We start from the raw sequence: 22572 nt of genomic DNA, 5'->3' as shown, positions 1-22572 counted from the left end.
TCTTCTATATTCTTTGCCCTGACTCCTTCTCTGTCACCATAGGCAGTACCCAAATTGTTTTGAGTCAATGCCCATTGTTCGGGATAATCCTCGCGGGAATAGACATCTAAAGCTAGCAGATAACAGGCGATCGCCTCTTCAATATTCTTTGCTCTGACTCCTTCTATTCTGTCAGTATAGGCATTTCCCAAATTGTTTTGAGTCATTGCCCAATTTTTGGGATAAGCCTCGCGGGAATAGACATATAAAGCTAGCAGATAACAGGCGATCGCCTCTTCAATATTCTCTGCCCTGACTCCTTCTATTCTGTCACTATAAGCCATCCCCAAATTGTTTTGAACCCCTGCCCATTGTTCGGGATAATCCTCGCGGGTATAGACTTCTGATGCTTCCCGATAACAGGCGATAGCCCCTTCAATATTTTCTGCCCTGACTCCTTCTATTCTGTCACTATAGGTAAGGGCCAAATTATTTTGAACCGTTGCCCATCGTTCGGGATAATCCTCGCGGGTATAGACTTTTGATGCTGCGCTATAACAAGCAATACCTATTTCTAAATTCCATGCCCCCCGCCCCAGGGGAAACTGATTAATTAAGTAGCCAAACTTGCCAATAACTGCTGCGATGGATGCAGCTTGCTCTGAGGCAAGTTCTGTGAATTTTGATGTTGCCCAAGCTTGTAATATTTGAGCAAATTGCAAATCCAATTTATCGAAATTTTGTTGTAAAATAGGATAGACAACTTGAGGATTTCCACCACTGTCTGACGTTGCTTGCAACACCTCTATCAAGAAAAATAAATACTCTTCAGAAGTTGCTGTACTGGTGACATAATTTGCCAAATGTGCCGCTAGATTTTGCAACCAAGCTGCATTGGAGTTGCCCTCTGCTGCCATCTTCTCCGCTTCCGCTTCCATGACTTGCACAAAATTGGCATCAACTAAGTCTCGATTGGCGTTGATAATATCATTTACTTTACCGCTAGGGGACTCAACCAGGGCTTGAATCAGTTGGAGATAGGCCACGAGGCGTTGTTCGTCCATTAAAGTTTCCTTTTATTCTGTATATATATCGATCGGGAATGTGGGGGAGAATTATGCAGATTCCTGAAAAATTCTAGATATTTGTCTTGGGAATGTTGTAGATACCCCTTGACAGGTCAAGACAGTATCTACAAGTCATGGAAATTTATCCAGATTTCTGAGATATTGTAGATTTATGACAAGGCAAAATCATCACCATCTCCCCAAATCTCAGCCAACTTCTCCAACAAATCTTCAGCAATCAGATTCAGTTCCGCCTTCACATCCTCCTCAATATCTGAAGCTTTCTCAACAGGTGAAGATTTATCGCGAGAGAAAGATATATTTCTATTTCCCAAACCTCCACTGCTAGAACCACTTCCCGCTAAAGCCTTCCCCCCTTCATATCCCCAGTCAGATTTCTCACTACTGTGCAAAACTTTATTCAAAATTGCCACAATTTCAGAAATAGATTTGTTTTGCAAATTCTCCCGAACTTGTGCTTGTACGGGGTCATCTTCTCCAAAATCAGATAGCAACTCTTCAATTTCACCTTGCAACAGCGGAATTGCCAACTCAATTCGATCCAAATAATCTAACAATTCCTCAACTGGTTTGAGATTAGCTAGAGAAATCTCTTCAGTTTCATCCTGCATTTCCACAGCCGGAATAAACCCCAAAAGTTTCACTTGATCAAAAGGTTCGGCAAACTGAATGACGATATATGCAATGCGGCTTTCCCACACTTCCGGCAGAGAAATCGCCGATTCTCCAAGCTGAACCGGACAGCATTCTATCTTGCCAATTCCCGGCAAAACCAAATCGCCGACATCCAAAACCGCCCGCATTGCTGAATTCCAACTATCACCGCCATCAATATCGGTTTCCATTTCCATCCATTCCAAGAAATAGTTAACCGCCCAAACCGCCAGGGTATTGAAATAAACCCGCTTGCCTTTTTGCGGATTAGCTTGCTCTGAAGCAAATTGCAGAGCCAAATTGCGGGCAGTTTGTTCCAGAGGAATTTCTAACAAATAAGTATCCATGCTATTCACCATTATTCCTCGGGTTGATATCCAAACTTAAGTCCAATCTCTTTGACGAGAGCCAAACCTGTTCTTGTCCAGTGAGAGTTGAGAGTTTGATAGTCAATGTTTAACTCTCTGGCAATTTCAGACAATTTATCTGGAGGGTCTTGCAACAGCAATCGCAGTGCGAGTACGTGAGAATTGGCATCCGGTCGAGGGCGGCGATTTTCGGGATTATTTGGCTTCTTCTTATCTATTTTTTCATTGGGATAACTGTTTTGCAGTTCTCCCGTCGGATCGTCTTCAATACACTGCCATAGTTTGCGACCGATGCGCTGCTTATTTTGAGCTTGTTCTCTCTCGATGAGTTGATCGATCCCATTTTTCGTGGTATGGTCTATTGGTTCTTGAGCCTCAAATTTTTCACCTGGGTTGCTCGTAATCGGAGCATCAAAACTAACAGTAAAAATCTGTTGCTGCATCCGGCGATATTGGTCATAGACTTTGTTATTGAGAGTTTTATTGAACCGCTGAACTACTCGGGTTCGCAACACATCAGCAGCGAGATTTTCGAGGTCAATTCCCCGCAAAAATGCCGAAAGCGTTTTGATAAAACCGCAATAAGCTTCCTGCATCATTTCCTCTAAATCAATATTAGGATAAGGATGCTTGCGAATTCCGGGCAAATCGGGAATGAGTTGGCACAATTTATTTTTGAGTCTTTCTTGTTCCTTACTCCCCTCTGGCGAGTCTTTCAAGAGTTGTAGAAGTTGGCGTAACTGTTCGTCGGTGTTCACAGGCCGGTTCGGATGACATCGAGATAATTCGATTATCCCAGGGAAAATAGCGCTGTAACCTGCCAACAGTAACAAAGTCAAGGAAATCGGTTTGGCTTCCCAACCCGTGGGTGGAACCAACAAGTTGAAACTTGCCGCTACAGGAACTAAACCTGCTAAGGGTTCGACGGGGGTATCATGTCTCGTCATAGTCCAGTTTTTGCGTGTTGATACTCTGATATCGCAGGTTTTGGCGGCTTTATGCAGAATTGAGCAAAAATTTTTCGTAAAGGCAATGCGATAAGGACTGAAGTCCTTACTAAGAAATTAATCCGGTGTAAAATCAATCATCATAGGGACTTCTCCACTGCGCTTTTGAAGGGATATCGCAGGAGTCACCCCGTTTTATGCACATTTCAAAAATAAATCATATCAAACCCTATTGATACCAAAGGATTTGATATGAAGCGAATTCTATTAGCCAGGATTTGGTATAGCGCGGTTTCTACAATTTGTCGATCGACCTTTTGGCTTTATCTGTCAGATTTTTCACAGCATCTTTAGCATCTTCTGCTGCGTGGCGGGCGGAGGCTTCCGCTTGTTTGGCTTTGCCTTCAACCTGGTCTTTTTTGTTGCCCGTGATGTTGCCGAAAATTTCCTGAGCTTTGCCTTCTAAATTTTTGCCGATCGCCTTTGCTCTGTCTTCTGCACTCATAATAAGCTCCGTTTGGCAAGTTGCTTTAGTAACATTGTAAAATCAACTCGCCTGCAATTGCCTTTAACTTCATATTAATTTATATTCTGCTTGACCTCGGTCTTCTCCTGATGACTTACTTCGGGCAAATCTCTCACTCAAAAAGCCAAAGATTCCTTTTTTTGACAACTGTATACGTCGGCAAAATGTGTCCTAAACAACTATTTCAAAGTCGCCGCAGCAACTTTAATCGGTTCCAGTAATTCTAACGGCAAATGTAGCATATTCAATTGAGTGCTATCTGCTGCTTTCCTTTCAGGATCTGGGCCGTGATAATCGCTGCCACCAGTTGCCAGCAAACCGTAATGAAGGCACAACTCTTTCAACTTTTGGATTTGGCTGGAACTGTGGCTGGGATGGTATACTTCAACTCCCATTAAACCCGCATCTACTAATTCTTTTAAGACTTCCTCAACTGCGCCGCCGCGAAATAAATAAGGGTGAGCCCAAACTGGTACTGCGCCACAACTTCGCAATAAATCAATGCCTTCGGCGATCGAGAATTTCTCGTAATGCACGTAGGCCGGGCCGTCATCTCCCAGCCAGCGATCGAATGCTTCCCGCGATGATTTGGCGTGACCGGCTTTTACCAGCGCAGAGGCAATGTGAGGCCGTCCCGGTGCCATACCTGGAGATGTTTTTGGCAGTTCGATCGCGTATCCCATTGCTGCTAATTTTTCGACCATTTCCTGCGATCGGCGAAACCGTCCTTCCAGGCGCTCGTTCAAAGGAACTCGCAACTTATTTGCATCGGGATAAAAACCTAAAATGTGCAGCGAGCGGCCGTTGTGAACGGTGCTGAGTTCGAGTCCGGGGACTATTTCGATACCGCACAAAGCAGCGGCGGCGAAGGCTTCATCCCAACCCGACATCGTATCGTGATCGGTGACGGCCAAAGCGCGAACCCCCGAAGACGCGGCGGCGGCTACGAGTTCGGCAGGGGTGAGAGTGCCGTCGGAATAAGTAGTGTGACAGTGGAGCTCTAGCATTTTTTCGGTAAGTTAAAGTCTGCGAAACCTGCAATTATTCCCCTCACTCACGCGAGATATATCATCACTGCGAGCGACAACTTTTTGGGTGATTTAAATCTGTTAGCTGTAATAAGTTGTCGAGCCTTTAATTTGTACATTTCTGTTTATTAAAAGCTTGCATGAGGTGGGCATTCTCCCCGCCTTTTCAGTTAAATTTAGATGCAGAACAGCTTAGCTATTTCTTGATTTCTCGCATTGGGGAAATGACACCCTCTGGCAATTTGGGAGGAACCGGCGATATTTCAATACTTTGTATGTTGTGAACTGGGATAACTACCAGTTTATCTGCCAATTCGAGAATTATCGGGTCTGCCGTCAACATTTTGTGCAGGCGAGTGCCTAAAGTTGCTTGCTCTCCTACTGTTCCCTCTGGCGCACTGAACTGGAAGTGTTGCTGTTTGCCATTGGTATAGTGGATTGTCAGATCGATAATTCTTTCTTGGTTGGTTGCTTGCATATTTTTTTTCCCTAACAGTCGATCGGGACTTGGCAAAATTAACAATAAATCAAAACTGGCGATCGCACCACCGTTGGAAAGCTTTTGACCAAACCGGGCTGTCGGTATGAAAGTCCGGTTGCTGCTAATTTTATCACAAAAACTGTACTGAAACTCGCCAACTTACCCAGTATACAATTGGCAGTCGCGCTGTCTTCGCTCCTCAAGGCGCGAGATCCTTCGCCGCCAATATTTGGTCGATCGGGCTTTCTTCTATGCCAGTTGGCAAAGTGGCTCAATTTAGCCTCTGCAGCGAATTCACTCAAATCGCTCTCAAGTCTTACAGAATCGGCATTTGAGCGCTTTGGGTGTTAAGGTTTTTCGAGGTGGGAACTGTGGAGGTTGAGATAGCGGCATTCTGCTTTCACTACCGTTGAGGAATTTTTTATAAATTAATAACATAACATTCAGGTACAGCTTATGAAATCCACACTTTGTTTTCCCGAAACTTCTCTTGAATATAACACCGTTGCTGTTAACAATAATGCTATTGAATCTTGTATCCTTGCAGCTTGGATTGACTTAGTAGGAGGAGATTTTGATAGCTTGGGAGGAGATGATTGGCTTCCATTGTGCGGCGACATTGATGACGGCGAAATTTATCTGGAATGGTTTTTGTGGCAAGACAGCGAAGTAACTCAAGAATGGGAAGCTTACGATCCCATTACTAATTATCGAGTTGTGGCATCTAGCCGAGAAATGATGATTTCTCAAATCGACCAAATAGAAGATGCTAGAAAAATTTAGTCCATCGGGAGAATGTTAAATCTTGATTTTTAACTTTAATAAAATTTGTGTAAACAGACCCGGTTTCTCCGAAAGGCATTAAAAAAACCGGGTTTTTCCGCTCACAACTCCAGGTTTAGGTTGAGTTATACTGGCTAAAACAAATAATTTATGTCGCTACTGCTTTTTGTTTTTCTCGTTCTAATTTGCGCTGCTTCAAGGCGGCAAGATTTTGTTTAATCGTGTCGATCGCAAATCCAGTCCCCTGCTGTTGATATAATTCGCTGGCACGGAGCAAATCTGCAACAGCTTCGTCATCAGATCGCAAATTCGCAAAAGCCAAGCCGCGATTGTGGTAAGCTTCTGCCAAAGTTGAAACTTGTTCTACAGCGCTGGTAAATTTATCTTTGGCTTTGCGGTAATTTCCCGACTGATAAGCCTCAATTCCTTGTTGAAAATAAACCGAAGCTTTACTGCCGCTGTCGGTATCTGGAAATTCTGAGTAAGTTAAAATGGGTTCTTTAAAGAGTACAGAAATGCTGCCCTTGCCGAAGTAAGCCCAAGTCATTGTTCCAAACCCAATCCCCAGCACGAGGGCAACAATGACAGACAGAGCAATAAAATTGGTGAGTTCCATAGAGCAATATTTGTTGTATCTTAATATGATAAGATAATTTCTAACTTCTTGAACAATGGCGGCGCGGATTTACCTCAACTGGAAAGGCTTTTTCGGTTTGCTAGCTTTAGTATTGTCGATCGGCTTAATTACTGCAACTGCAACTTCTGACGCAGCAACCAACGCGCAAACTCAAGCAGGGTGGCAATTGTTGCAGCGGGGCGAGACTGGGCTGGTGGTAGCAATGCGACACGCGATCGCCCCAGGTACGGGAGATCCTGCTAACTTTAACTTAGGCGACTGTTCCACCCAGCGCAATTTATCAGCACAAGGAAGAACCCAAGCCAAGCAAATTGGAGCCGAATTTCGCAATCGCAACATCAAAGTTGCCAGAGTTTTATCGAGTCAGTGGTGTCGGTGTTTGGAAACAGCAAAACTGACAAATTTAGGCAAAGTCGAACCGTTACCAGCACTAAACTCGTTCTTTAGCGACAGCAGCAAAGAAGCCAGACAAACAGCCATACTCCGCAAGTTGATTCTTGACAACCGCAACACTAAAGGCGCGATTATTCTGGTAACTCATCAAGTAAATATTACCGCGATTACTGATATTGTTCCGCAAAGCGGCGAAGCTGTGATTCTCAGAGGATCTGGACAAGGTAAAATCGAAATAGTCGGACGAATTGGAGGATTTTAAAAAGATAGAAAGTTATAATATTACTAATTACCGATTACTAATTCTCCATTACCAATTTATATGAGTTTCCAATACAGCGCCGCCCTAGTGACTTTAGCCGACCTTGACAAGGAACTTCTAGTTAAATTTTACACAAAATTTCTCGACATAGAACCAAACCCTTACATTCCCAATACTTATGCTGAATTTCAACTCCCCGGCTTAAGACTCGGCATATTCAAACCCAAAGATTCCCACAAATCGGAATTTGCCAATCGAGCAAAAACAGGCATGAGTTTGTGTTTGGAAGTCAGCGATATCGAAACTGCGATCGCCCGAATTTGGGCTTTAGGTTATCCCCCCGCCGGAGAAATTATCAAAACTTCTCACGGTTTAGAAATCTATGCCTTCGATCCCGCCGGCAACCGCATAATTTTACATCAATCCCACGAGAATGTAGGATGATGGCTAATGATTTGTCAACTCTCAATATTCTCTTTCTTCGGGTCTTCGCGGTTCGTTCAAAAAAACCTCTAGTTTAGAACCTGCTCAGGATTGCTATATAAGTTATGCAATTGCTTCACGACCTTCGCAATGAAATTGTAAAACCCGCCTCTACAAATCAAAACTGCCTTAACTATCTAATCAGTTCAGCAAAACTATAAAAACTGATTATTAATAACAACAAGGCTGTCAGATGAGTTAGTTGAAATTGAGGCCGCGGGCCCATGGATTCCCGCACCAAAATTGAAAAAGACGAACCAATTATATAACTCAAAGACAGCGTTAAATACTGCCACTCCAATGTTACACTCCACAGCCCGAGCAAAATCATCGCCAAAGTCAACATCACCAACTCAACAAAGCGAGGCGGATCGTGCTGAGTAGACAGAATTAAAGTGTCCAACCAATATTGCCAAGGTCTCATTTTTTAGCGATCGAGCTTTTGGATTTTGCCTTCTAGCTTAACCTACGATCGCCACTCAGTTTGTTGCTGCAAACACTTTAAAGCCTCCGCCGTCTCAACCTGCGGAAATTGCCCGTAAAAGCGACTGACACTGTAAAAAGGGTCTGGCGTTTCCAAAATAATCGACTTATCGCCCATTTCGGCCAAAAATCCCATCAATTCTACCGGGGCCACAGGCGCACAAATCCACAAAGCCGCAGGTTGCTGCGACTGCAAAGCCAGCGCCGCCACAGCCATCGTCATCCCCGTAGCAATGCCATCGTCCACCACAATCGCCAAAGCCCCTGCCGCGCTGACATTGGGGCGTCCCGCAGATAAATCCGCCAGCAGAGATTGAGCATTATTTTGAGCCACGGGCAGTGCTAATTTTTGCAAGCGCAAATTGTGCTGCTTTTGCTTTTGCCAGAGAACGTGGCCGTCAGCAGTTGCAGCCCCGATCGCCAATTCTAAATTATCTGGGCGAGTAATTTTCTTGGCGACAACCACATCCAAAGGACAGCCCAAGCGGCGCGCAATCGGCACAGCAACTGGCAAACCTCCGCGCGGCAAGGCGTAAACAATCGGTTTAACAGCCTCCTGTGCCGTTAAATTCAACTTACCGAGCTCGTCCAGAACTGCCTCGGCCAGTTTTTCGCCTGCATCGGCGCGATCGTCAAAAAACGGGTTAGAGAACATATTTTTGCCTGTACGAGCTCAACGAAATAATGTGAGACTTGCGAGTATTAATTTGAGATTGTGCGTGAAGCGCAGCTATCCCGTAGGGAATCGACAGCATCGCAGACAAGCTTCTAGCCAATCTCAAATCACCAAACCCGATCTAAACTATAAACTCTAGACTCAAAAAAATCTCCCTAATTGTAAAATTTATGTCCAGTGACTTGCAACTGAGCCTTTTTGACAACAATCAAAGTGCCACTTTCCAAACTGACTCAATACCAGCAAATGCCAAAATTCCCATTCCTCCCGGCACTTATCAAAATATGGAACAAATCGGCGAGCACTGCAACCGCTGCTATCGCTGCGAATTAGGCAATACGCGCACTCACGCTGTCATCGGGCGCGGCAATCCTCAAGCCTCAATTTTGATTGTGGGAGAAGCGCCCGGACAAAACGAAGACGAAACCGGATTGCCCTTCGTCGGGCGATCGGGCCAACTGTTAGATAAGATTTTAGAATCCGTGGGATTGAGTGCAGAAACCGACGTATTCATTGCCAACGTCATCAAATGTCGCCCTCCCAACAACCGCCCTCCGACAGCAAAAGAAATCGAAGCTTGCAAACCTTACTTGCTCGAACAAATTCGCATCTTAGACCCCAAAATTATTTTATTAACCGGTGCAACAGCCCTGAAAGGTTTGCTAAGCGACAAGCGACCGATTAGTAAAATCAGAGGTCAATGGATTGAATGGGAAAATCGTTTGTGTATGCCGATATTTCACCCATCGTACTTGTTGCGAAATCCCTCCCGCGAACCGGAAACTCCGAAATGGTTTATGTGGCAAGATATGCAGGCTATCAAGGCTAAATTGGATGAATTAAAATAACAATTGTCATCAATTTTTGTGGTTGATTTGTAGGGCGTGTTCACCAAAAATCTCCAATTCCCACCCACAATCTACAAAAACCAGCCCCCACTCAACCTAAAATTCGTGAATTTTCTTACACCTTTGTTCTGAACAGGCAAGATGCCTGTTCCACACACAAAGACTAAATTTTCTTACACCTTTGTTTTGAACAGACAATATGCCTGTTCCACAATCACAATTATTTCTTGTGGGGTGGGCGTCTCGCCCGCCCAAAAATACAATTTAGTTGTGGGACAACTTATTTTTTGCCTGACAATCGCGCAACCACAAACGAATAGCCTGAGCAATTTCGCTTTCACTATCTTGGCCTAATAAAGGACGAATATCCGCCGCATTACCAAACCGAGAAACGATTTTTGCCAACTCCCATCCGTTCTCCGTTTTAGTGAAAAATAACCAATGATATTGCTGAATTTCGACTCGTTCTCCCCCGCGATACTGCCGTTCCAAAGTCGTAATGAAAACTTGACTGGCATTTTCAGGAAGTGCATCCCCAGAATTTAAAGGTAACGGTTCAAACTCCGGGCGACCGGCTAAAATTATTTGAGGCAGCGCGTAACCGGACGGTGTGTTTTTGTTAGGAGAAAAGTGCGATCGCACAATTACGCGATTAGCATAACTAGGCAAATCTTGCAACAGGCGATCGACCAAAGTTTCTAAATCAGCAGGACAGGGCGATCGCACTAACAAATCATACCGACTAGGATTTATACTGTTAGCATGATTTGTCACAAAATTAACTGCCAAAGTCGGAGTTGCAACCGCAGATATCAGCAGATAAACACAGATGAACGCAGATAAAATTCCATCGGCGTTCATCGGCGTTTATCGGCGGTAAAAAACAACATTCCTATTGTTACTCCAACTCTTCACAAATACGCGCAAAAGCCGCCACCGGATCGGGCGCAGCAGTAATCGGCCGCCCAATCACCAGATAATCCGCACCTGCTTTCAAAGCAGCCTTCGGAGTCATCGCTCTTTTTTGATCGCCCCCATCGGCCCATTTCGGACGCACACCGGGACAAACTAACAGAAAATCATCCCCGCAACTCATTCTTAACTGTTCCACCTCTTGGGGAGAACAAACAGCACCAGCTAAACCAGTTTCCTTAGCCAACAATGCCATGTGCAAAGCATATTCCGGCAACTCCAAAGGTATTTTCAACTCAAAAGCCAACTGTCGCGAATTCAAACTCGTCAACAGAGTAATTGCAATCAACTTAGGACTCGGTTTATCCACAGCCGCCGCCCCTTCAGTCAAAGCCAACTGTGCCGCTTTTAAAGCATCTTTACCACAAGTAGAATGGATAGTCAATAAATCCACATTGTACTTAGCCGCAGCCCGACAAGCACCAGCCACAGTATTCGGGATATCGTGAAACTTCAAATCGAGAAAAATCCGCTTTTCTCGCTGTTTTAAAATTTCCAAAATCCCCGGCCCGGAACTCACAAACAGTTCCAAACCCACTTTCCAGAAAGATACTTGCGGGAGTTTGTCAAGAAGTGCGATCGCCTCTTCTTGACTCGAAACATCCAAAGCAACAATAATTCGATTATCAGCGTTCATCAGCGTTCATCTTCAGTATTCATCTGCGGTTAAAAAAGAGATTCAAGACACCAATCGCACAAACTTATTCTTCCCAACCTGCAAAACCTTACCGCATAAATCAGCAGGTGATTCAAAAGTAAGATTAACATCAGAAACCCGATCGCCCTCCAGCTTCACCCCGCCGCCTTGCATCAACTTCCGCGCATCACCGCTGCTTTTACAAAGCCCGCTAGCACTCAGAATATAAAACAACTTAGCCGGAAACTGGACGTTTGCCAAAGAAAACTCCGCCACAGCATCAGCTTGTCCCGCAGCACCTTTAACCAGCGCAATTGCATCTTGTTGTGCGCGATCCGCCGCTTCCTTCCCCCGATACTGGCGCACCACATCCACAGCCAAAAGTTTCTGTTTTTCTCGCGGATTTTCTGGCAATTCATCAAGTGGCAAATCTGTCAAGAGTTCAAAATATTGGGCGATCGAACTATCAGCAATTTTCTCCAACTTAGAATACATCGTCAGCGGGTCTTCCGACAAACCAACATAATTGTTCAAAGACTTCGACATCTTTTGCACCCCGTCAGTCCCGATCAAAATCGGCATCAGCAAACCAAACTGCGGTTTCATCCCAAAATGCCGCTGCAAATCTCTTCCCACCGCAATATTAAACTTTTGGTCAGTTCCCCCCAACTCCACATCCGCTTCCAAAGCCACCGAATCGTAACCCTGCATTAGTGGATACAGAAACTCATGCAGATAAATTGCATTTTCCTGCTGCATCCGATTATCAAATCCCTCTTTAGCGAGCATCTGCTGCACCGTCATCGTCCCCAGCAGTTCCAAAATCTTCGCCAAATCCAATTTCGACAACCACTCGGAGTTGTAGCGAATTTCCAAACGCCCGGGTGTGTCAAAATCTAGAATCGGACGCACTTGGTCTAAATAAGTCTTGGCATTTTCCGCCACTTGTTCGGCCGTCAACTGGCTGCGCATCTCGGATTTCCCTGTCGGATCGCCAATTCTTGCGGTAAAATCTCCGATGAGCAGTACGGCTGTGTGACCGGCATCCTGAAAAGCTCGCAGCTTGCGGACACAAATGCTGTGTCCCAAGTGAATGTCACTCCCTGTCGGGTCAATTCCGAGTTTGACGCGCAACGGTCGATCGACTTTTGCCAGCAGTTGGGCTAAATTTTCGTCAGGGTTGCTAGAATCAGGTCGATCTGGAAAAATCTGGCTGACGCCGCGGTAAAGCGCTGAAAGGTTAGGAGTTATCATCGGGGAGCGATCGTCCATCATATTTTGCCAAAGTGCAGCAGAATTAGTTACACTCACTGGTTGACGCATAAAAACATAACTATCAAGCTACTATAATCCCAAAGCTGACCGGCTTTCATTAGCTGACCCCGCCCAAAAACGGATACCAGCCCCCGACAACAGTCGTGGAGATCCCCAAATTTTAGACTCTTGTTCAAACTCCCAGATTCATCTGTGGAATAAATCTAAAATCTAAAATCTAAAATCTAAAATCGACTGACTGTCTCTAGGGTTCGCATCTAAAATTAAAAGTCTTAAACCCCAAATCGAGTGAGGAAGTGAAATCCACGTGTCAACCAACGCAGTCCGCAAAAACACGGAAAACTCAGCCCCCGTATTCGAGTTTGTTCAGTCAGTCAGTAAAGTGACCGCCGGAACCATACTCAGCATGACAATGCTTGCCAGTTCCGTAGTCGCTGGCGGACTGGTTGGCTTAGCGATCAGCTTCCGCAATTTGCCAGATGTTCGGATCTTGCAAACCTACTCTCCTACAGAAACTACCCACATTTACGACATCAGCGGCAAGCCCCTAGCCAGCATCCACGACGAAGCCAACCGGGATGTCGTACCCCTTGACCAAATCTCCCCGAACCTGAAACGAGCTGTTCTGGCGATCGAAGATAGCAACTTCTTCACTCACAAAGGCATCAACCCCGGCGGGATAGCCCGAGCTCTCATAGTCAACCTAGAGAAAGGTAGAACCGTTGAAGGCGGCTCGACTATGACTATGCAGCTAGTCAAGAACCTGTTTCTTTCTCCCCAGTCAAAATTTAGTCGCAAGGTAGCTGAAGCGGTAATGTCTATCCGCTTGGAGCAAATTCTCAACAAAGACCAAATTCTGCAACTATACCTGAATCAAATCTACTTAGGTCACAACTTGTACGGCGTAGAGACAGCCTCTCGAAGCTATTTCAACAAGTCAGCAAGTAATTTGACACTTTCAGAAGCAGCGATGCTGGCCGGCTTAATTTCTGCCCCCGAAGAATACAGTCCTTTCGTCAATTACAAGTTGGCCAAAGAGCGGCAAATCCTCGTTTTAAAACGCATGAAGGAGCTCAAATGGATTACGCCGGCCCAAGAGACTGCTGCCCGCCAGGAAAAAATTAAGCTAGGCAAAATTACCTCTTTTGGTGGCTCTCAAGTTCCTTACGTAACACAAGCCGTAGTCCAGGAACTGACGAGGCGTTTCGGGCGAGATGCCGTGGTTAAGGGCGGAATGCGCGTTCAAACCACGATCGACCTCAAAATGCAGCGCATAGCCGAAGAGACCGTCAAAGCGTGGCACAATCGGCTTTACTACCAAGGGCTGTTTTACGATCGCGAGGAAGGTCAAATTGCCCTAGCCGCCGTCGATCCCCGCACCCACTTCGTCAAAGCAATGGTGGGCGGCGTCGATTACGAAAAGAGTCAGTTCAACCGTGCCATTCAAGCACGTCGCCAGCCCGGATCTTCTTTTAAGCCTTTTATCTACTACGCTGCCTTTGCTAGCGGCAAATACAGCCCCGATTCCGTTGTCTACGACTCCCCTGTCGGCTACCGCGACGGCGACGGCTACTACTACCCTCAAAACTACGGCGGCGGGTTCTCCGGTGCCGTCAGCATCCGCAGAGCTTTGGAAGTATCTCTCAACATTCCCGCGGTCAAGCTTGGTCAAGAAGTCGGATTGAATAAAGTGATTGAGATTTGCCGGGTACTCGGCATCAGAAGTCCGATGGAACCAGTAATTTCTTTGCCCTTGGGTGCGGTTGACCTGACTCCTTTAGAAATGGCCGGAGCTTTTGCTACCTTCGCCAACAACGGCTGGCATTCTGACACCACATTTATCGTGCAAGTCACTGACAGCAGCGGCAACGTCTTGCTCGACAATACGCCCAAACCCAAATTAGTTCTCAATTCCTGGGCGGCGGCATCTGTCAACAGCGCTCTGCAAGGGGTAATTAACAACGGAACGGCAAGGGCGGCTCAACTTGGGCGGCCGGCTGCCGGGAAAACTGGTACAACTTCCTCAGAACGGGATATCTGGTTTGTGGGTTACGTGCCCCAGTTGTCGGTGGCTGTTTGGATGGGCAACGACAATTACAGACCGATGAGCTACGGTGCTACTGGCGGTACTATTGTCGCCCCTGTTTGGCGCGATTTTATGAGCCAAGCTTTGGAAGGCGTTCCCGCAGAAAGTTTCAAACCTGCTTCATCTTTTGAGCGGCCTTAACTATCAGTCAGTAGGCAGTAGGCAGTAGTTGTTGAAAATTACCCCTTACTTGTTTCATCTTCCTTCTTCCTTCTTCCTTCTTCCTTCTTCCTTCTTCCTTCTTCCTTCTGCTCACTAGGATTGTTTTTCCAGCTCAGATTTCATCCGCTCCAGCGTTGAGTTCATTTGCTCAAACATCTGCTGGGGCGTGATGCCAAATTGATTGAGCTGTGTTTTTAACTGCTCTACAGTCATCTGAGCCATGAAGTCCTCAGACAGCTCGAAGCGCTTCATAAAAATACGGTAGCGCTCCATCATTGATTCCATCTGAGCGATGAACATTTTCTTGCCTTCGCGATCGAATTTGCCGTAATTGCCACCGAGTTTGATAAGAGATTGATAGTCTTCAAACAACAGCTTGGCTTCTTGCTGAACAATTTCTGAATCAAAAAATCCCATAGCTTTCCTAATTTTTTAATATTCTACTAATTTTGATCGAGGCGAGAAATCCCACTGCTTTTTGTACTATTTTATCAGTTGCCGTCGGAAGTCCCTACCCCTCAAGGTACAAGAATAAGTAGAAATTTCCGTACAGGAGAGGCATCGGGCATCGGGCATCGGGCTTGCGATGACCACAGTCAACTGTCAACAGTCAACAGTCAACTGTCAACTGACTTCAAACTTCCCCGATGCGTTCTAGAGGCCAAAACCGCACTACAGCGCGGCCGATGATATTTTGCTTAGGTAAAAATCCCCACCTGCTGGAGTCGTTGCTGTTGTTGCGGTTGTCTCCCATCACAAAGTATTCATTTTCTGGGACGCGATAAGGCCCCCACTGGTATTTAGGAGGTTCGGCAATATATTTTTCAACGATGGGTTTGTCGTTGAGATAAACTAAACCTTTTTTAACAGCGACGGTTTGACCCGGTAAGCCAATTATCCGCTTGATGAATGCTTGGTCTTGGGTAAAGCCTTGTTCTTGCAACTTTTCGGGAGGGGCAAATACTACGATGTCGCCAGTTTTTGGAGGTTCGAGGTAGTAAGAGATTTTTTCGACTACGACGCGATCGCCCACGTGCAGAGTTGGTACCATAGAATCTGAGGGTATGTAGCGCGGTTCGGCGACAAACGCACGAATCACTATTGCTAAACTCAAAGCAATAATCACTATCTGAAGATTTTCTCGCTGCGACTTCCACGCTTTCTGCCACCAGGTTTCCGGCGGATTTTCTGCTACTTTTGTACCCAAATTATTTTTTTCAGATGTCATGAAAGTCCTCGCTATATAGTTGCCACTAATTATCTGATTAAGCTCATCAGCATTTAAATTGCATCTCAAGAAATAATCAAACCATGAGCGGGCTGGACACGCGAACCCGCCCAAAATATACAATTTAAATGCAGTACAGCTTACCGTTGAAGTATCTCGCTGTTAATTACTAGACTTGAAGAGTATGCCTTTGCAAACTATCTTGAAAGGCATCTGCGTTGCATCTGCGGTTTCCCTATCAATCAAAGATTTATGCAATAAGTCTCCTCTTGATATTAACTCATAAAAAAGGCAGAGAATTTAAATTCTCTACCTTTTTTATGTGAGGATTTTGAGTTGTTTGCGACTGCGAGATTGGTTGTTTCCAAACTTTACTTGCGATCGCACTTACTCAATCTTACTCAGCGCCTTGGGGCAGCAATTCCCGCTTTTGACCTTGCAGCACCTTAACAATTCCGTCCTCGCCCACATCCACAACAGCGGTGTCGCCGTCTTTGATGCGGCCAGAAAGGATTTCCTCAGCCAAACTGTCTTCCAACAACCGCATGATGGCGCGGCGCAGGGGTCTGGCTCCGTAGCTGGGGTTGTAGCCTTCTTCTACCAGCCGTTCTTTGAATTTTTCGGTCACTTCCAGGGTGATTCCCTGTTCTGTCAAGCGGCCGAATACTTCTTTGAGCATAATGACGGCGATTTCCTTGACTTCTTCCCTGTTCAACTGGCGGAAGACGATAATTTCGTCGAGCCTGTTGAGGAATTCGGGGCGGAAGTAGTTTTTGAGTTCTTCGTTAACCAAGGAGCGAATGCGGTTGTAATTGGCATCGGTTTGGTTTTCAGTGAACTCGAAGCCGAGGCCGCCGCCGCCTTTTTCAATCACCTTAGAACCGATGTTTGAGGTCATAATCAGCAGCGTGTTTTTGAAGTCCACGGTGCGACCTTTGGCATCTGTTAAGCGGCCGTCTTCCAATATTTGCAGGAGCATATTGAAGACATCGGGGTGGGCTTTTTCGATTTCGTCGAAAAGCACGACGGTGTAAGGACGGCGGCGGACTGCTTCTGTGAGTTGGCCGCCTTCGTTGTAGCCGACGTAGCCTGGAGGGGAACCGATGAGTTTGGAGACGGTGTGCCGTTCCATGTATTCGGACATATCCAGCCGAATCATCGCGTCTTCTGAACCGAAGAAGTAGCCGGCTAGGGCTTTGGTGAGTTCGGTTTTGCCGACGCCTGTTGGCCCGGAGAAGATGAAACTGGCGATCGGGCGATTGGGATTTTTCAAGCCGACGCGGGCGCGGCGGATGGCGCGGGAAACGGCTTTCACTGCTTCTTCCTGCCCGATCAAGCGCTGGTGCAAGGTATCTTCCATGTGCAGCAGCTTTTCGGATTCGGATTCGGTCAGTTTGTTGACCGGGACGCCCGTCCAGCTTGCCACGATTTGAGCAATGTCTTCTTCGGTGACTACTGGCGATGGGTCGGTTTCGCCGGTGCGGGCCGAGTCGGTTTTTTTGGCTTGGGAAATAGCGCGAATTTCGGCTTTGATCGTCATTTCTCGATCGCGCAATTCGCCGGCTTTGTCAAAGTCTTGAGAACGCACCGCTTCGTCTTTATCTTTGAGGACTTGGCGCAGTTCTTTGTCAAGTTCTTTGGCTGCCGGGGGCAGTTGGGAGTTGATCAGGCGGACTCTGGAACCTGCTTCGTCTACCAAGTCAATTGCTTTGTCTGGGAGGAAGCGATCGGAGATGTAACGATGTGAGAGTTTGGCTGCGGCTTCCAGGGCCGTGTCCAAGATTTTCAGCTTGTGGTGCTGTTCGTAGCGTTCCCGCAGACCGAAGAGAATCTCGATCGTCTCGTCAACGGTCGGTTCGCCGACCATGACGGGCTGGAAGCGTCGCTCTAAGGCTGCATCGCGCTCGATGTGCTTGCGGTACTCGTCGAGGGTGGTAGCGCCGATACATTGGAGTTCGCCTCTTGCCAGAGCCGGCTTGAGGATGTTCGCTGCGTCGATCGCGCCTTCAGCCGCACCTGCACCGATCAAAGTGTGTACTTCGTCAATCACCAAAATCACGTTACCCGCTGTGCGGATTTCGTCCATGATTTTTTTGAGGCGCTCTTCAAATTCGCCCCGGTATTTGGTACCGGCGACGAGGAGGCCGATGTCGAGAGTGACGACGCGCTTGTCTTCGAGGATGTCTGGGATGTCGTTGTTAGCGATGCGTTGGGCCAGGCCTTCGGCGATCGCGGTTTTGCCGACTCCGGGTTCGCCGATGAGCACCGGGTTATTTTTGGTGCGGCGACCGAGGATTTGAATTACCCGTTCGATTTCTTTTTGGCGTCCGACTACTGGGTCTAGTTTGCCATCGACCGCCATTTGAGTGAGGTTGGCACCAAATTCGTCGAGGGTTGGGGTTTTGGTGCGGGCACCTCCGCCGGTGGCTGCGACTTCTGCGGTTTCTCCCAGCATCCGAATGACTTGGGTGCGGACTTTCGACAAGTCTACTCCCAGGTTTTCTAAGACTCTGGCCGCTACTCCTTCACCTTCGCGGATCAGGCCCAGCAGCAGGTGTTCGGTACCTATATAATTGTGTCCGAGTTGGCGAGCTTCTTCTAGGGATAGTTCTAGAACCCGCTTGGCGCGGGGAGTGAACGGAATTTCGACTGCTACGAAGCCGGAACCGCGGCCGATGATTTTTTCCACCTCAATCCGAGCGTCTTTGAGATTGACACCCATTGATTTGAGGACTTTCGCTGCAACCCCGGTTCCTTCTCCGATCAGACCCAGGAGGATCTGCTCTGTCCCTACGAAGTTGTGACCCAGGCGGCGAGCTTCTTCCTGGGCCAACATGATTACTTTTATTGCTTTTTCTGTGAAGCGTTCAAACATGATTTATTCCCATCACCTGCTGCTATGTGCCCGTTTCGAGGTCACGCTCGCACAACGAGCGTTTTTGTTCTCGTAGGGACAGGGCATTGCCGTGTCCCTACTCGTACTGCTTATTCTAGCGTGACACTCCCAACCGCTCTGCCGCACTGGAAAAGCGGTTGCAGATTCTAGGCTGCCGTTGCAGGATGGCTTTCAACTGGGAAGACCCAAATGGTGGCTGACCTACAACCTCCCCTAGACTGCAAGAAGATTGCTCTTCTCGGCCTGTGCCCAACCTACGACTACGTATTGATGGATTCTAGCATAATCTTTTTGGCTCTCATGCAGGTGTAAAATTGATATTTATTGAAGTGTCGGGCGGGTTTTTCACAAAAGTTATTGGTTAGATGGGCGATCGATCCCCTAAACTCGCTCTTAAGCTGCTGTCCATCTCAAGAATCTTTTGGTTTGCGAGGGAAAGAGCGAGCTGGGCTTTTTTTATCTAAAATTTTGTCTCAGATCCTGTGAAGATTTGGGTGTTCTTCATGTTGTCAGTTGTGCGATCGCTCCTGCATCAATTAGTTAGTATTGCTACACTCCGAGGGTTAAAGTCAGACTATAATCAGCACGGTCAAAGAAAGTGCTTTCGCAGCAGAGTGTTTTTTGTCGTTAACCGCTCTGAGTTAAATCTCTCAAACTTTAAAGTCACAAGAGAATCTAAATCTTGTTTGTGAGTCCTAGGATTTGTCGCTATCGAGTCAGATTGTGCTGTTTTAAACCCCAAAAAATCGGCGTAATAATTCGAGAACAAACAGTTTTTTTTTGACGAATTTTTACAAGCTTTCTATCAAATTTAAGTTGGGTGAGTACGAGAAAATATCTAGTATTCAGTCGCACGCGGGAATGGGCTTTCAGGAAATCGCCGATCGCAACACTTCCGACAGTTTTTGATAATCCACTGTAGAAGAAGGGTTGCAGGGCGAACATTAGGAGGGTGGCGCTAACGATCGCACGATCGCTCAACCCAAAATCACGGGTTTCAGACTAGGAATTCAAAACAGCCCGCACTCTTGCAATCATGAAGAGCTTTGATACCAACCGGAGTAAATTCAATCTTTAGCATAGCTCTCCCTTTTCTGGTAAACCGCGAGAAAGTGGACTACTTGAAATTTTTTTACTTCGGGTGATTTTACCATAAATTTTGCTGGACAAAAAGCACGGTCTTCGAGTGCAAAGTATTATGACCGGCACGGTCTATGGCCGTGGTTGCGTGGTAGAGTGCTTTTTGTCGTTAACTCGTTTGAGTTGAAAGTCTGAAAGTTCAACGTTAGACAATCTGAATCATGTTTAAGGCGTAGTAAAAGTAAATAATGAACACTAGAAACTTAGATGACCCGCTAGAAAGTAGCGACAAGGGATCGATCGAAGTTACAGGTAAATCCCACGATGTAACCACAGCTAATTCTGCCGATTCACCAAAAGAATTCAATGCAGAAGAGCTAGGACGTGTCTACTTTATTCGGCACGGTGAAAGTACCAGTAACGAACGCAACATTTTTGCAGGAGTGCTGGATGTTGACCTGACATCATTTGGCCGATTGCAGGCACGCCGTGCAGGTGTTGACCTGAAGAAAAAAGGTACAAAGTTTGACGCAGTATATGTCTCCCACATGAGACGCGCACGGCAAACCTGCGAAATCGCCCTTGCTGAAAGTCAAGCACTAAAGTCGCCAGATACCCCGGTTGAGATAGACCATCGAATTAGCGAAAAATCCTTTGGCATTTTTGCGGGGCGCAACCTGAATCTGCTGCGTCTTGCTCTTGGCTATGAAGGCTTCGAGGAAATGTTGCATTCACATAACGAAGCACCCCCGGCTGGCGAAAAGATTGCCCAAGTTTACTCTCGCGCTGCCCGTTTCTACGAAGACAAAGTTGTACCGCACTTGGAACGCGGTGAAACAGTTCTAGTAGTGTGCCACCAATATGTATTGGAGCCTCTAGCACTTTATTTAAGCGGTCTACCGCCGACAGCTTATAAACACCTGAAACTCCCCAACGGTAAAGCTCTCAGCGGTGTGGATCTAGTCAAGTTTCGGGACAAGGAATCGGGCGGTGCTGCTTCCCTGCGGAAAGAGATCAACGATCTTTCAATTATGTGGGCGATTTTGATCTATGCCGCCGCCTTTTTGGTGGGAAGTTTGGTAGGGGCAATCAGCGGCGCAGCAGGAGGGATTCCGTCAGCCCTATTTCGAGCGATCGTCGTTGTGTGTCTTGCCGCTTCAACGTTTTATACCTACCTGGACATCGACTTTGCCGCGAGTAAACGCAAAGTAACTTCAACTGTGAAGTATCTAGTTTACGGGTGGATGGCAGTGCGATGGGTAGTTGGGCTATTTTTAATATTTTCTGGACTTTTGTATCAGACCGAAGCTGATTTGTACAAAGTTTTGTGGGTGCTGTTTTGGATGGTTCCGCCAGCCCTGACTTCCCCAGTTTTATCAGTGCTTTGGGGCGGCAATCTTTATCCGTCGGCTCTATTGTCAAGAACCCTATCAATCGTTGCTCCACTAGCGCTTCTGGCTACATTGAAGGTTGCCAATTTACCGATTAACGTTGACAGCCTGATCTTTTTCGGCGTCATTTTAATTTTAGGTCTGGCAATACCGGGTGCGATCGCCCAGTTTTGGCGCGACAAATCCCCGGTGGAATCAAACCACCACAGTAAAAACTGGAAATTTATCGGTGTGCTTGCTGTTGCATTCATGGCTTTGGCAACCGGGTTTCAGTTTACTCCGGCAACATTCCTCAGCGATATATTTTCCTCAACAGATACAGCGCGATCGCTAGCTTGTCTGCAACAATTGGCAATTGCAACTTTGGTATTTGTCTCGATGCGCGTAGTAGCTACATTAACTTCAGTATTTACAAAGGGCAAGCTAAGCAAGGCAGAAGCTCGGGATGCTTATATCCTGCTTGTGAACCCAAACTTTTTCCTTTGGGCGGCTCTTTTCATCGGAGTTAGTGCAACTGCAAATCCCGAAGCCGTAAAATATGCAATTTTTTGGGCAGCGCTGGGGTTCTTCTGCATACCACTCATCGAACAGATATTGTTCATGAATTCATTTGGCAATGACATATTGAGAGAGACACTGCGTTCTTCGAGAGTGGCAACAGCAGATATCAAAAAGCTGTTCCTGCAATTGGATACGGATGGCAGTAAGTCGCTAGAACGAACTGAGATTATGGAGTTGTTAGGGCTAATCGAAGATATGACAACAGGCGAACGTAGCTCTGAAGAAGTCAGAAGTTACATCACTGATTATCTTTTTAATACTCTTGACTCCGATAAAAATGGCAGTGTTGATTTAGCAGAGTTAGAAGAGTACATATCAACCTATGGGTTAGTTGCTAACCTGAATGTCGTATCTGCTACTGCATCCCCAGGTGGAGCATAAGTGGCGATCGCCCACAGTTGATATTAATGGAGCTGACAGAATTTTGGGAAATTCTGTCAGCTCCAAGTTCAAGACAGGAGCAATTTACAGATTCAGTCGCTCCACAGTACATCAAATTTTCTATTTAAAAATCTAGTTCTGGAATGAACTTGTTATATCTCAAAATCGGGAGAGTGTAAGTAGGTCGGCGAGAAAAAACAAAACTATGTTAAGATACATAAATAAAACTCTAGCTCTAGTGGGGTAACTAATATATGGGCGCTCGAT

At 46.4% G+C, this 22572-nt stretch carries 22 protein-coding genes and 1 pseudogene; 7 read left to right on the top strand and 16 right to left on the bottom strand.

All coding sequences use genetic code 11. The features are described 5' to 3' along the window. The 7 genes and pseudogenes from E5S67_RS10470 to E5S67_RS10440 all read right to left on the bottom strand — a co-directional run. A pseudogene (locus E5S67_RS10470) lies at positions 1 to 1043 on the bottom strand (hypothetical protein); the annotation flags it as partial. A 173-nt stretch (positions 1044 to 1216) separates the two neighbouring features. Continuing rightward, on the bottom strand, positions 1217 to 2080 hold the full coding sequence (locus E5S67_RS10465) for a DUF1822 family protein (RefSeq protein ID WP_172186975.1): 864 nt from the start codon (positions 2078 to 2080) through the stop codon (positions 1217 to 1219). Beyond that, complete coding sequence (locus tag E5S67_RS10460) at positions 2080 to 3036, bottom strand: hypothetical protein (RefSeq protein ID WP_172186974.1); 957 nt, start codon at positions 3034 to 3036, stop codon at positions 2080 to 2082. Before E5S67_RS10460 ends, E5S67_RS10465 begins: the two co-directional genes overlap by 1 nt. A gap of 295 nt (positions 3037 to 3331) precedes the next feature. Then, the gene (locus E5S67_RS10455) at positions 3332 to 3541 is read right to left on the bottom strand and encodes a CsbD family protein (protein ID WP_172186973.1); all 210 of its coding nucleotides are present in this window, start codon (positions 3539 to 3541) and stop codon (positions 3332 to 3334) included. 200 nt (positions 3542 to 3741) lie between these two features. Beyond that, positions 3742 to 4569, bottom strand: coding sequence for a PHP domain-containing protein (locus tag E5S67_RS10450; protein WP_172186972.1), 828 nt, complete (start codon positions 4567 to 4569; stop codon positions 3742 to 3744). 217 nt (positions 4570 to 4786) lie between these two features. Then, positions 4787 to 5068, bottom strand: a complete 282-nt coding sequence (locus E5S67_RS10445; protein WP_172186971.1) for a hypothetical protein — start codon at positions 5066 to 5068, stop codon at positions 4787 to 4789. 38 nt (positions 5069 to 5106) lie between these two features. After that, the gene (locus E5S67_RS10440; RefSeq protein ID WP_172186970.1) at positions 5107 to 5373 is read right to left on the bottom strand and encodes a hypothetical protein; all 267 of its coding nucleotides are present in this window, start codon (positions 5371 to 5373) and stop codon (positions 5107 to 5109) included. A gap of 154 nt (positions 5374 to 5527) precedes the next feature. On the opposite strand from E5S67_RS10440, the gene E5S67_RS10435 reads away from it, so the two are divergent. Then, positions 5528 to 5854, top strand: a complete 327-nt coding sequence (locus tag E5S67_RS10435; protein WP_172186969.1) for a hypothetical protein — start codon at positions 5528 to 5530, stop codon at positions 5852 to 5854. 148 nt (positions 5855 to 6002) lie between these two features. Here E5S67_RS10435 and E5S67_RS10430 read toward each other — a convergent pair whose 3' ends face one another. After that, positions 6003 to 6470 carry a tetratricopeptide repeat protein gene (locus tag E5S67_RS10430; protein ID WP_172186968.1) on the bottom strand — a complete coding sequence of 156 codons (468 nt, stop codon included), beginning with the start codon at positions 6468 to 6470 and terminating at the stop codon, positions 6003 to 6005. A gap of 55 nt (positions 6471 to 6525) precedes the next feature. On the opposite strand from E5S67_RS10430, the gene E5S67_RS10425 reads away from it, so the two are divergent. Together E5S67_RS10425 and E5S67_RS10420 are read left to right on the top strand one after the other, a co-directional pair. After that, on the top strand, positions 6526 to 7146 hold the full coding sequence (locus E5S67_RS10425) for a histidine phosphatase family protein (protein WP_172186967.1): 621 nt from the start codon (positions 6526 to 6528) through the stop codon (positions 7144 to 7146). Positions 7147 to 7206: 60 nt separating this feature from the next. After that, positions 7207 to 7590: a VOC family protein gene (locus tag E5S67_RS10420; protein ID WP_172186966.1), complete on the top strand. Its 384-nt coding sequence runs from the start codon at positions 7207 to 7209 to the stop codon at positions 7588 to 7590. A gap of 172 nt (positions 7591 to 7762) precedes the next feature. Here the strand turns inward: E5S67_RS10420 and E5S67_RS10415 are convergent, their stop codons facing one another. Continuing rightward, positions 7763 to 8053, bottom strand: a complete 291-nt coding sequence (locus E5S67_RS10415) for a hypothetical protein (RefSeq protein ID WP_172186965.1) — start codon at positions 8051 to 8053, stop codon at positions 7763 to 7765. A 42-nt stretch (positions 8054 to 8095) separates the two neighbouring features. After that, on the bottom strand, positions 8096 to 8767 hold the full coding sequence (locus E5S67_RS10410) for a phosphoribosyltransferase (RefSeq protein WP_172186964.1): 672 nt from the start codon (positions 8765 to 8767) through the stop codon (positions 8096 to 8098). Between the two features lie 191 nt (positions 8768 to 8958). Here E5S67_RS10410 and E5S67_RS10405 point away from each other — a divergent pair, with 191 nt between their 5' ends. Then, positions 8959 to 9636 carry a uracil-DNA glycosylase gene (locus tag E5S67_RS10405; protein WP_172186963.1) on the top strand — a complete coding sequence of 226 codons (678 nt, stop codon included), beginning with the start codon at positions 8959 to 8961 and terminating at the stop codon, positions 9634 to 9636. Between the two features lie 264 nt (positions 9637 to 9900). On the opposite strand, the gene E5S67_RS10400 is transcribed toward E5S67_RS10405, so the two are convergent. From E5S67_RS10400 to tyrS, 3 genes are read right to left on the bottom strand one after another with little or no spacing between them, the layout of a single operon-like run. After that, positions 9901 to 10497, bottom strand: a complete 597-nt coding sequence (locus E5S67_RS10400) for a hypothetical protein (RefSeq protein WP_172186962.1) — start codon at positions 10495 to 10497, stop codon at positions 9901 to 9903. 37 nt (positions 10498 to 10534) lie between these two features. Next, positions 10535 to 11245, bottom strand: a complete 711-nt coding sequence (gene pyrF / locus E5S67_RS10395) for an orotidine-5'-phosphate decarboxylase (protein WP_172186961.1) — start codon at positions 11243 to 11245, stop codon at positions 10535 to 10537. Positions 11246 to 11287: 42 nt separating this feature from the next. After that, positions 11288 to 12520, bottom strand: a complete 1233-nt coding sequence (tyrS, locus tag E5S67_RS10390) for a tyrosine--tRNA ligase (protein WP_172187010.1) — start codon at positions 12518 to 12520, stop codon at positions 11288 to 11290. Positions 12521 to 12827: 307 nt separating this feature from the next. Between tyrS and E5S67_RS10385 the strand changes: the two genes are divergently transcribed. After that, positions 12828 to 14747 carry a PBP1A family penicillin-binding protein gene (locus E5S67_RS10385; protein ID WP_172186960.1) on the top strand — a complete coding sequence of 640 codons (1920 nt, stop codon included), beginning with the start codon at positions 12828 to 12830 and terminating at the stop codon, positions 14745 to 14747. A 114-nt stretch (positions 14748 to 14861) separates the two neighbouring features. Here E5S67_RS10385 and E5S67_RS10380 read toward each other — a convergent pair whose 3' ends face one another. The 3 genes from E5S67_RS10380 to E5S67_RS10370 form a co-directional block, all read right to left on the bottom strand. Continuing rightward, positions 14862 to 15185, bottom strand: coding sequence for a DUF1825 family protein (locus tag E5S67_RS10380; protein WP_006632589.1), 324 nt, complete (start codon positions 15183 to 15185; stop codon positions 14862 to 14864). A 217-nt stretch (positions 15186 to 15402) separates the two neighbouring features. Continuing rightward, complete coding sequence (gene lepB, locus E5S67_RS10375) at positions 15403 to 15996, bottom strand: signal peptidase I (RefSeq protein WP_172186959.1); 594 nt, start codon at positions 15994 to 15996, stop codon at positions 15403 to 15405. 397 nt (positions 15997 to 16393) lie between these two features. Beyond that, positions 16394 to 18871, bottom strand: coding sequence for an ATP-dependent Clp protease ATP-binding subunit (locus E5S67_RS10370; RefSeq protein WP_172186958.1), 2478 nt, complete (start codon positions 18869 to 18871; stop codon positions 16394 to 16396). Between the two features lie 801 nt (positions 18872 to 19672). On the opposite strand from E5S67_RS10370, the gene E5S67_RS33980 reads away from it, so the two are divergent. Together E5S67_RS33980 and E5S67_RS10365 are read left to right on the top strand one after the other, a co-directional pair. After that, positions 19673 to 19801, top strand: coding sequence for a hypothetical protein (locus E5S67_RS33980; protein ID WP_281363530.1), 129 nt, complete (start codon positions 19673 to 19675; stop codon positions 19799 to 19801). A 419-nt stretch (positions 19802 to 20220) separates the two neighbouring features. Continuing rightward, positions 20221 to 22305: a histidine phosphatase family protein gene (locus E5S67_RS10365; protein ID WP_172186957.1), complete on the top strand. Its 2085-nt coding sequence runs from the start codon at positions 20221 to 20223 to the stop codon at positions 22303 to 22305. The last annotated feature ends 267 nt before the right edge of the window (positions 22306 to 22572 follow it).

Origin of the sequence: Microcoleus asticus IPMA8 (assembly GCF_013179805.1) — a bacterium.
Taxonomy (GTDB): domain Bacteria; phylum Cyanobacteriota; class Cyanobacteriia; order Cyanobacteriales; family Microcoleaceae; genus Microcoleus; species Microcoleus asticus.
The sequence above is the reverse complement of the archived record's forward strand: the minus strand, read 5'-3'. Positions and strand labels throughout refer to the sequence as shown.

Coding starts and splice junctions, on each gene's coding strand:
- E5S67_RS10410 (WP_172186964.1), bottom strand. CDS start 8,767: ATGTTCTCTAACCCGTTTTTTGACGATCGCGCCGATGCAGGCGAAAAA.
- lepB (WP_172186959.1), bottom strand. CDS start 15,996: ATGACATCTGAAAAAAATAATTTGGGTACAAAAGTAGCAGAAAATCCG.
- E5S67_RS10370 (WP_172186958.1), bottom strand. CDS start 18,871: ATGTTTGAACGCTTCACAGAAAAAGCAATAAAAGTAATCATGTTGGCC.
- E5S67_RS10450 (WP_172186972.1), bottom strand. CDS start 4,569: ATGCTAGAGCTCCACTGTCACACTACTTATTCCGACGGCACTCTCACC.
- E5S67_RS10465 (WP_172186975.1), bottom strand. CDS start 2,080: ATGGTGAATAGCATGGATACTTATTTGTTAGAAATTCCTCTGGAACAA.
- E5S67_RS10425 (WP_172186967.1), top strand. CDS start 6,526: ATGGCGGCGCGGATTTACCTCAACTGGAAAGGCTTTTTCGGTTTGCTA.
- E5S67_RS10460 (WP_172186974.1), bottom strand. CDS start 3,036: ATGACGAGACATGATACCCCCGTCGAACCCTTAGCAGGTTTAGTTCCT.
- E5S67_RS10415 (WP_172186965.1), bottom strand. CDS start 8,053: ATGAGACCTTGGCAATATTGGTTGGACACTTTAATTCTGTCTACTCAG.
- E5S67_RS10430 (WP_172186968.1), bottom strand. CDS start 6,470: ATGGAACTCACCAATTTTATTGCTCTGTCTGTCATTGTTGCCCTCGTG.
- E5S67_RS10400 (WP_172186962.1), bottom strand. CDS start 10,497: ATGAACGCCGATGGAATTTTATCTGCGTTCATCTGTGTTTATCTGCTG.
- E5S67_RS10420 (WP_172186966.1), top strand. CDS start 7,207: ATGAGTTTCCAATACAGCGCCGCCCTAGTGACTTTAGCCGACCTTGAC.
- E5S67_RS10365 (WP_172186957.1), top strand. CDS start 20,221: ATGAACACTAGAAACTTAGATGACCCGCTAGAAAGTAGCGACAAGGGA.
- E5S67_RS10445 (WP_172186971.1), bottom strand. CDS start 5,068: ATGCAAGCAACCAACCAAGAAAGAATTATCGATCTGACAATCCACTAT.
- E5S67_RS10455 (WP_172186973.1), bottom strand. CDS start 3,541: ATGAGTGCAGAAGACAGAGCAAAGGCGATCGGCAAAAATTTAGAAGGC.
- tyrS (WP_172187010.1), bottom strand. CDS start 12,520: ATGATGGACGATCGCTCCCCGATGATAACTCCTAACCTTTCAGCGCTT.
- E5S67_RS10405 (WP_172186963.1), top strand. CDS start 8,959: ATGTCCAGTGACTTGCAACTGAGCCTTTTTGACAACAATCAAAGTGCC.
- E5S67_RS10435 (WP_172186969.1), top strand. CDS start 5,528: ATGAAATCCACACTTTGTTTTCCCGAAACTTCTCTTGAATATAACACC.
- pyrF (WP_172186961.1), bottom strand. CDS start 11,245: ATGAACGCTGATAATCGAATTATTGTTGCTTTGGATGTTTCGAGTCAA.
- E5S67_RS10380 (WP_006632589.1), bottom strand. CDS start 15,185: ATGGGATTTTTTGATTCAGAAATTGTTCAGCAAGAAGCCAAGCTGTTG.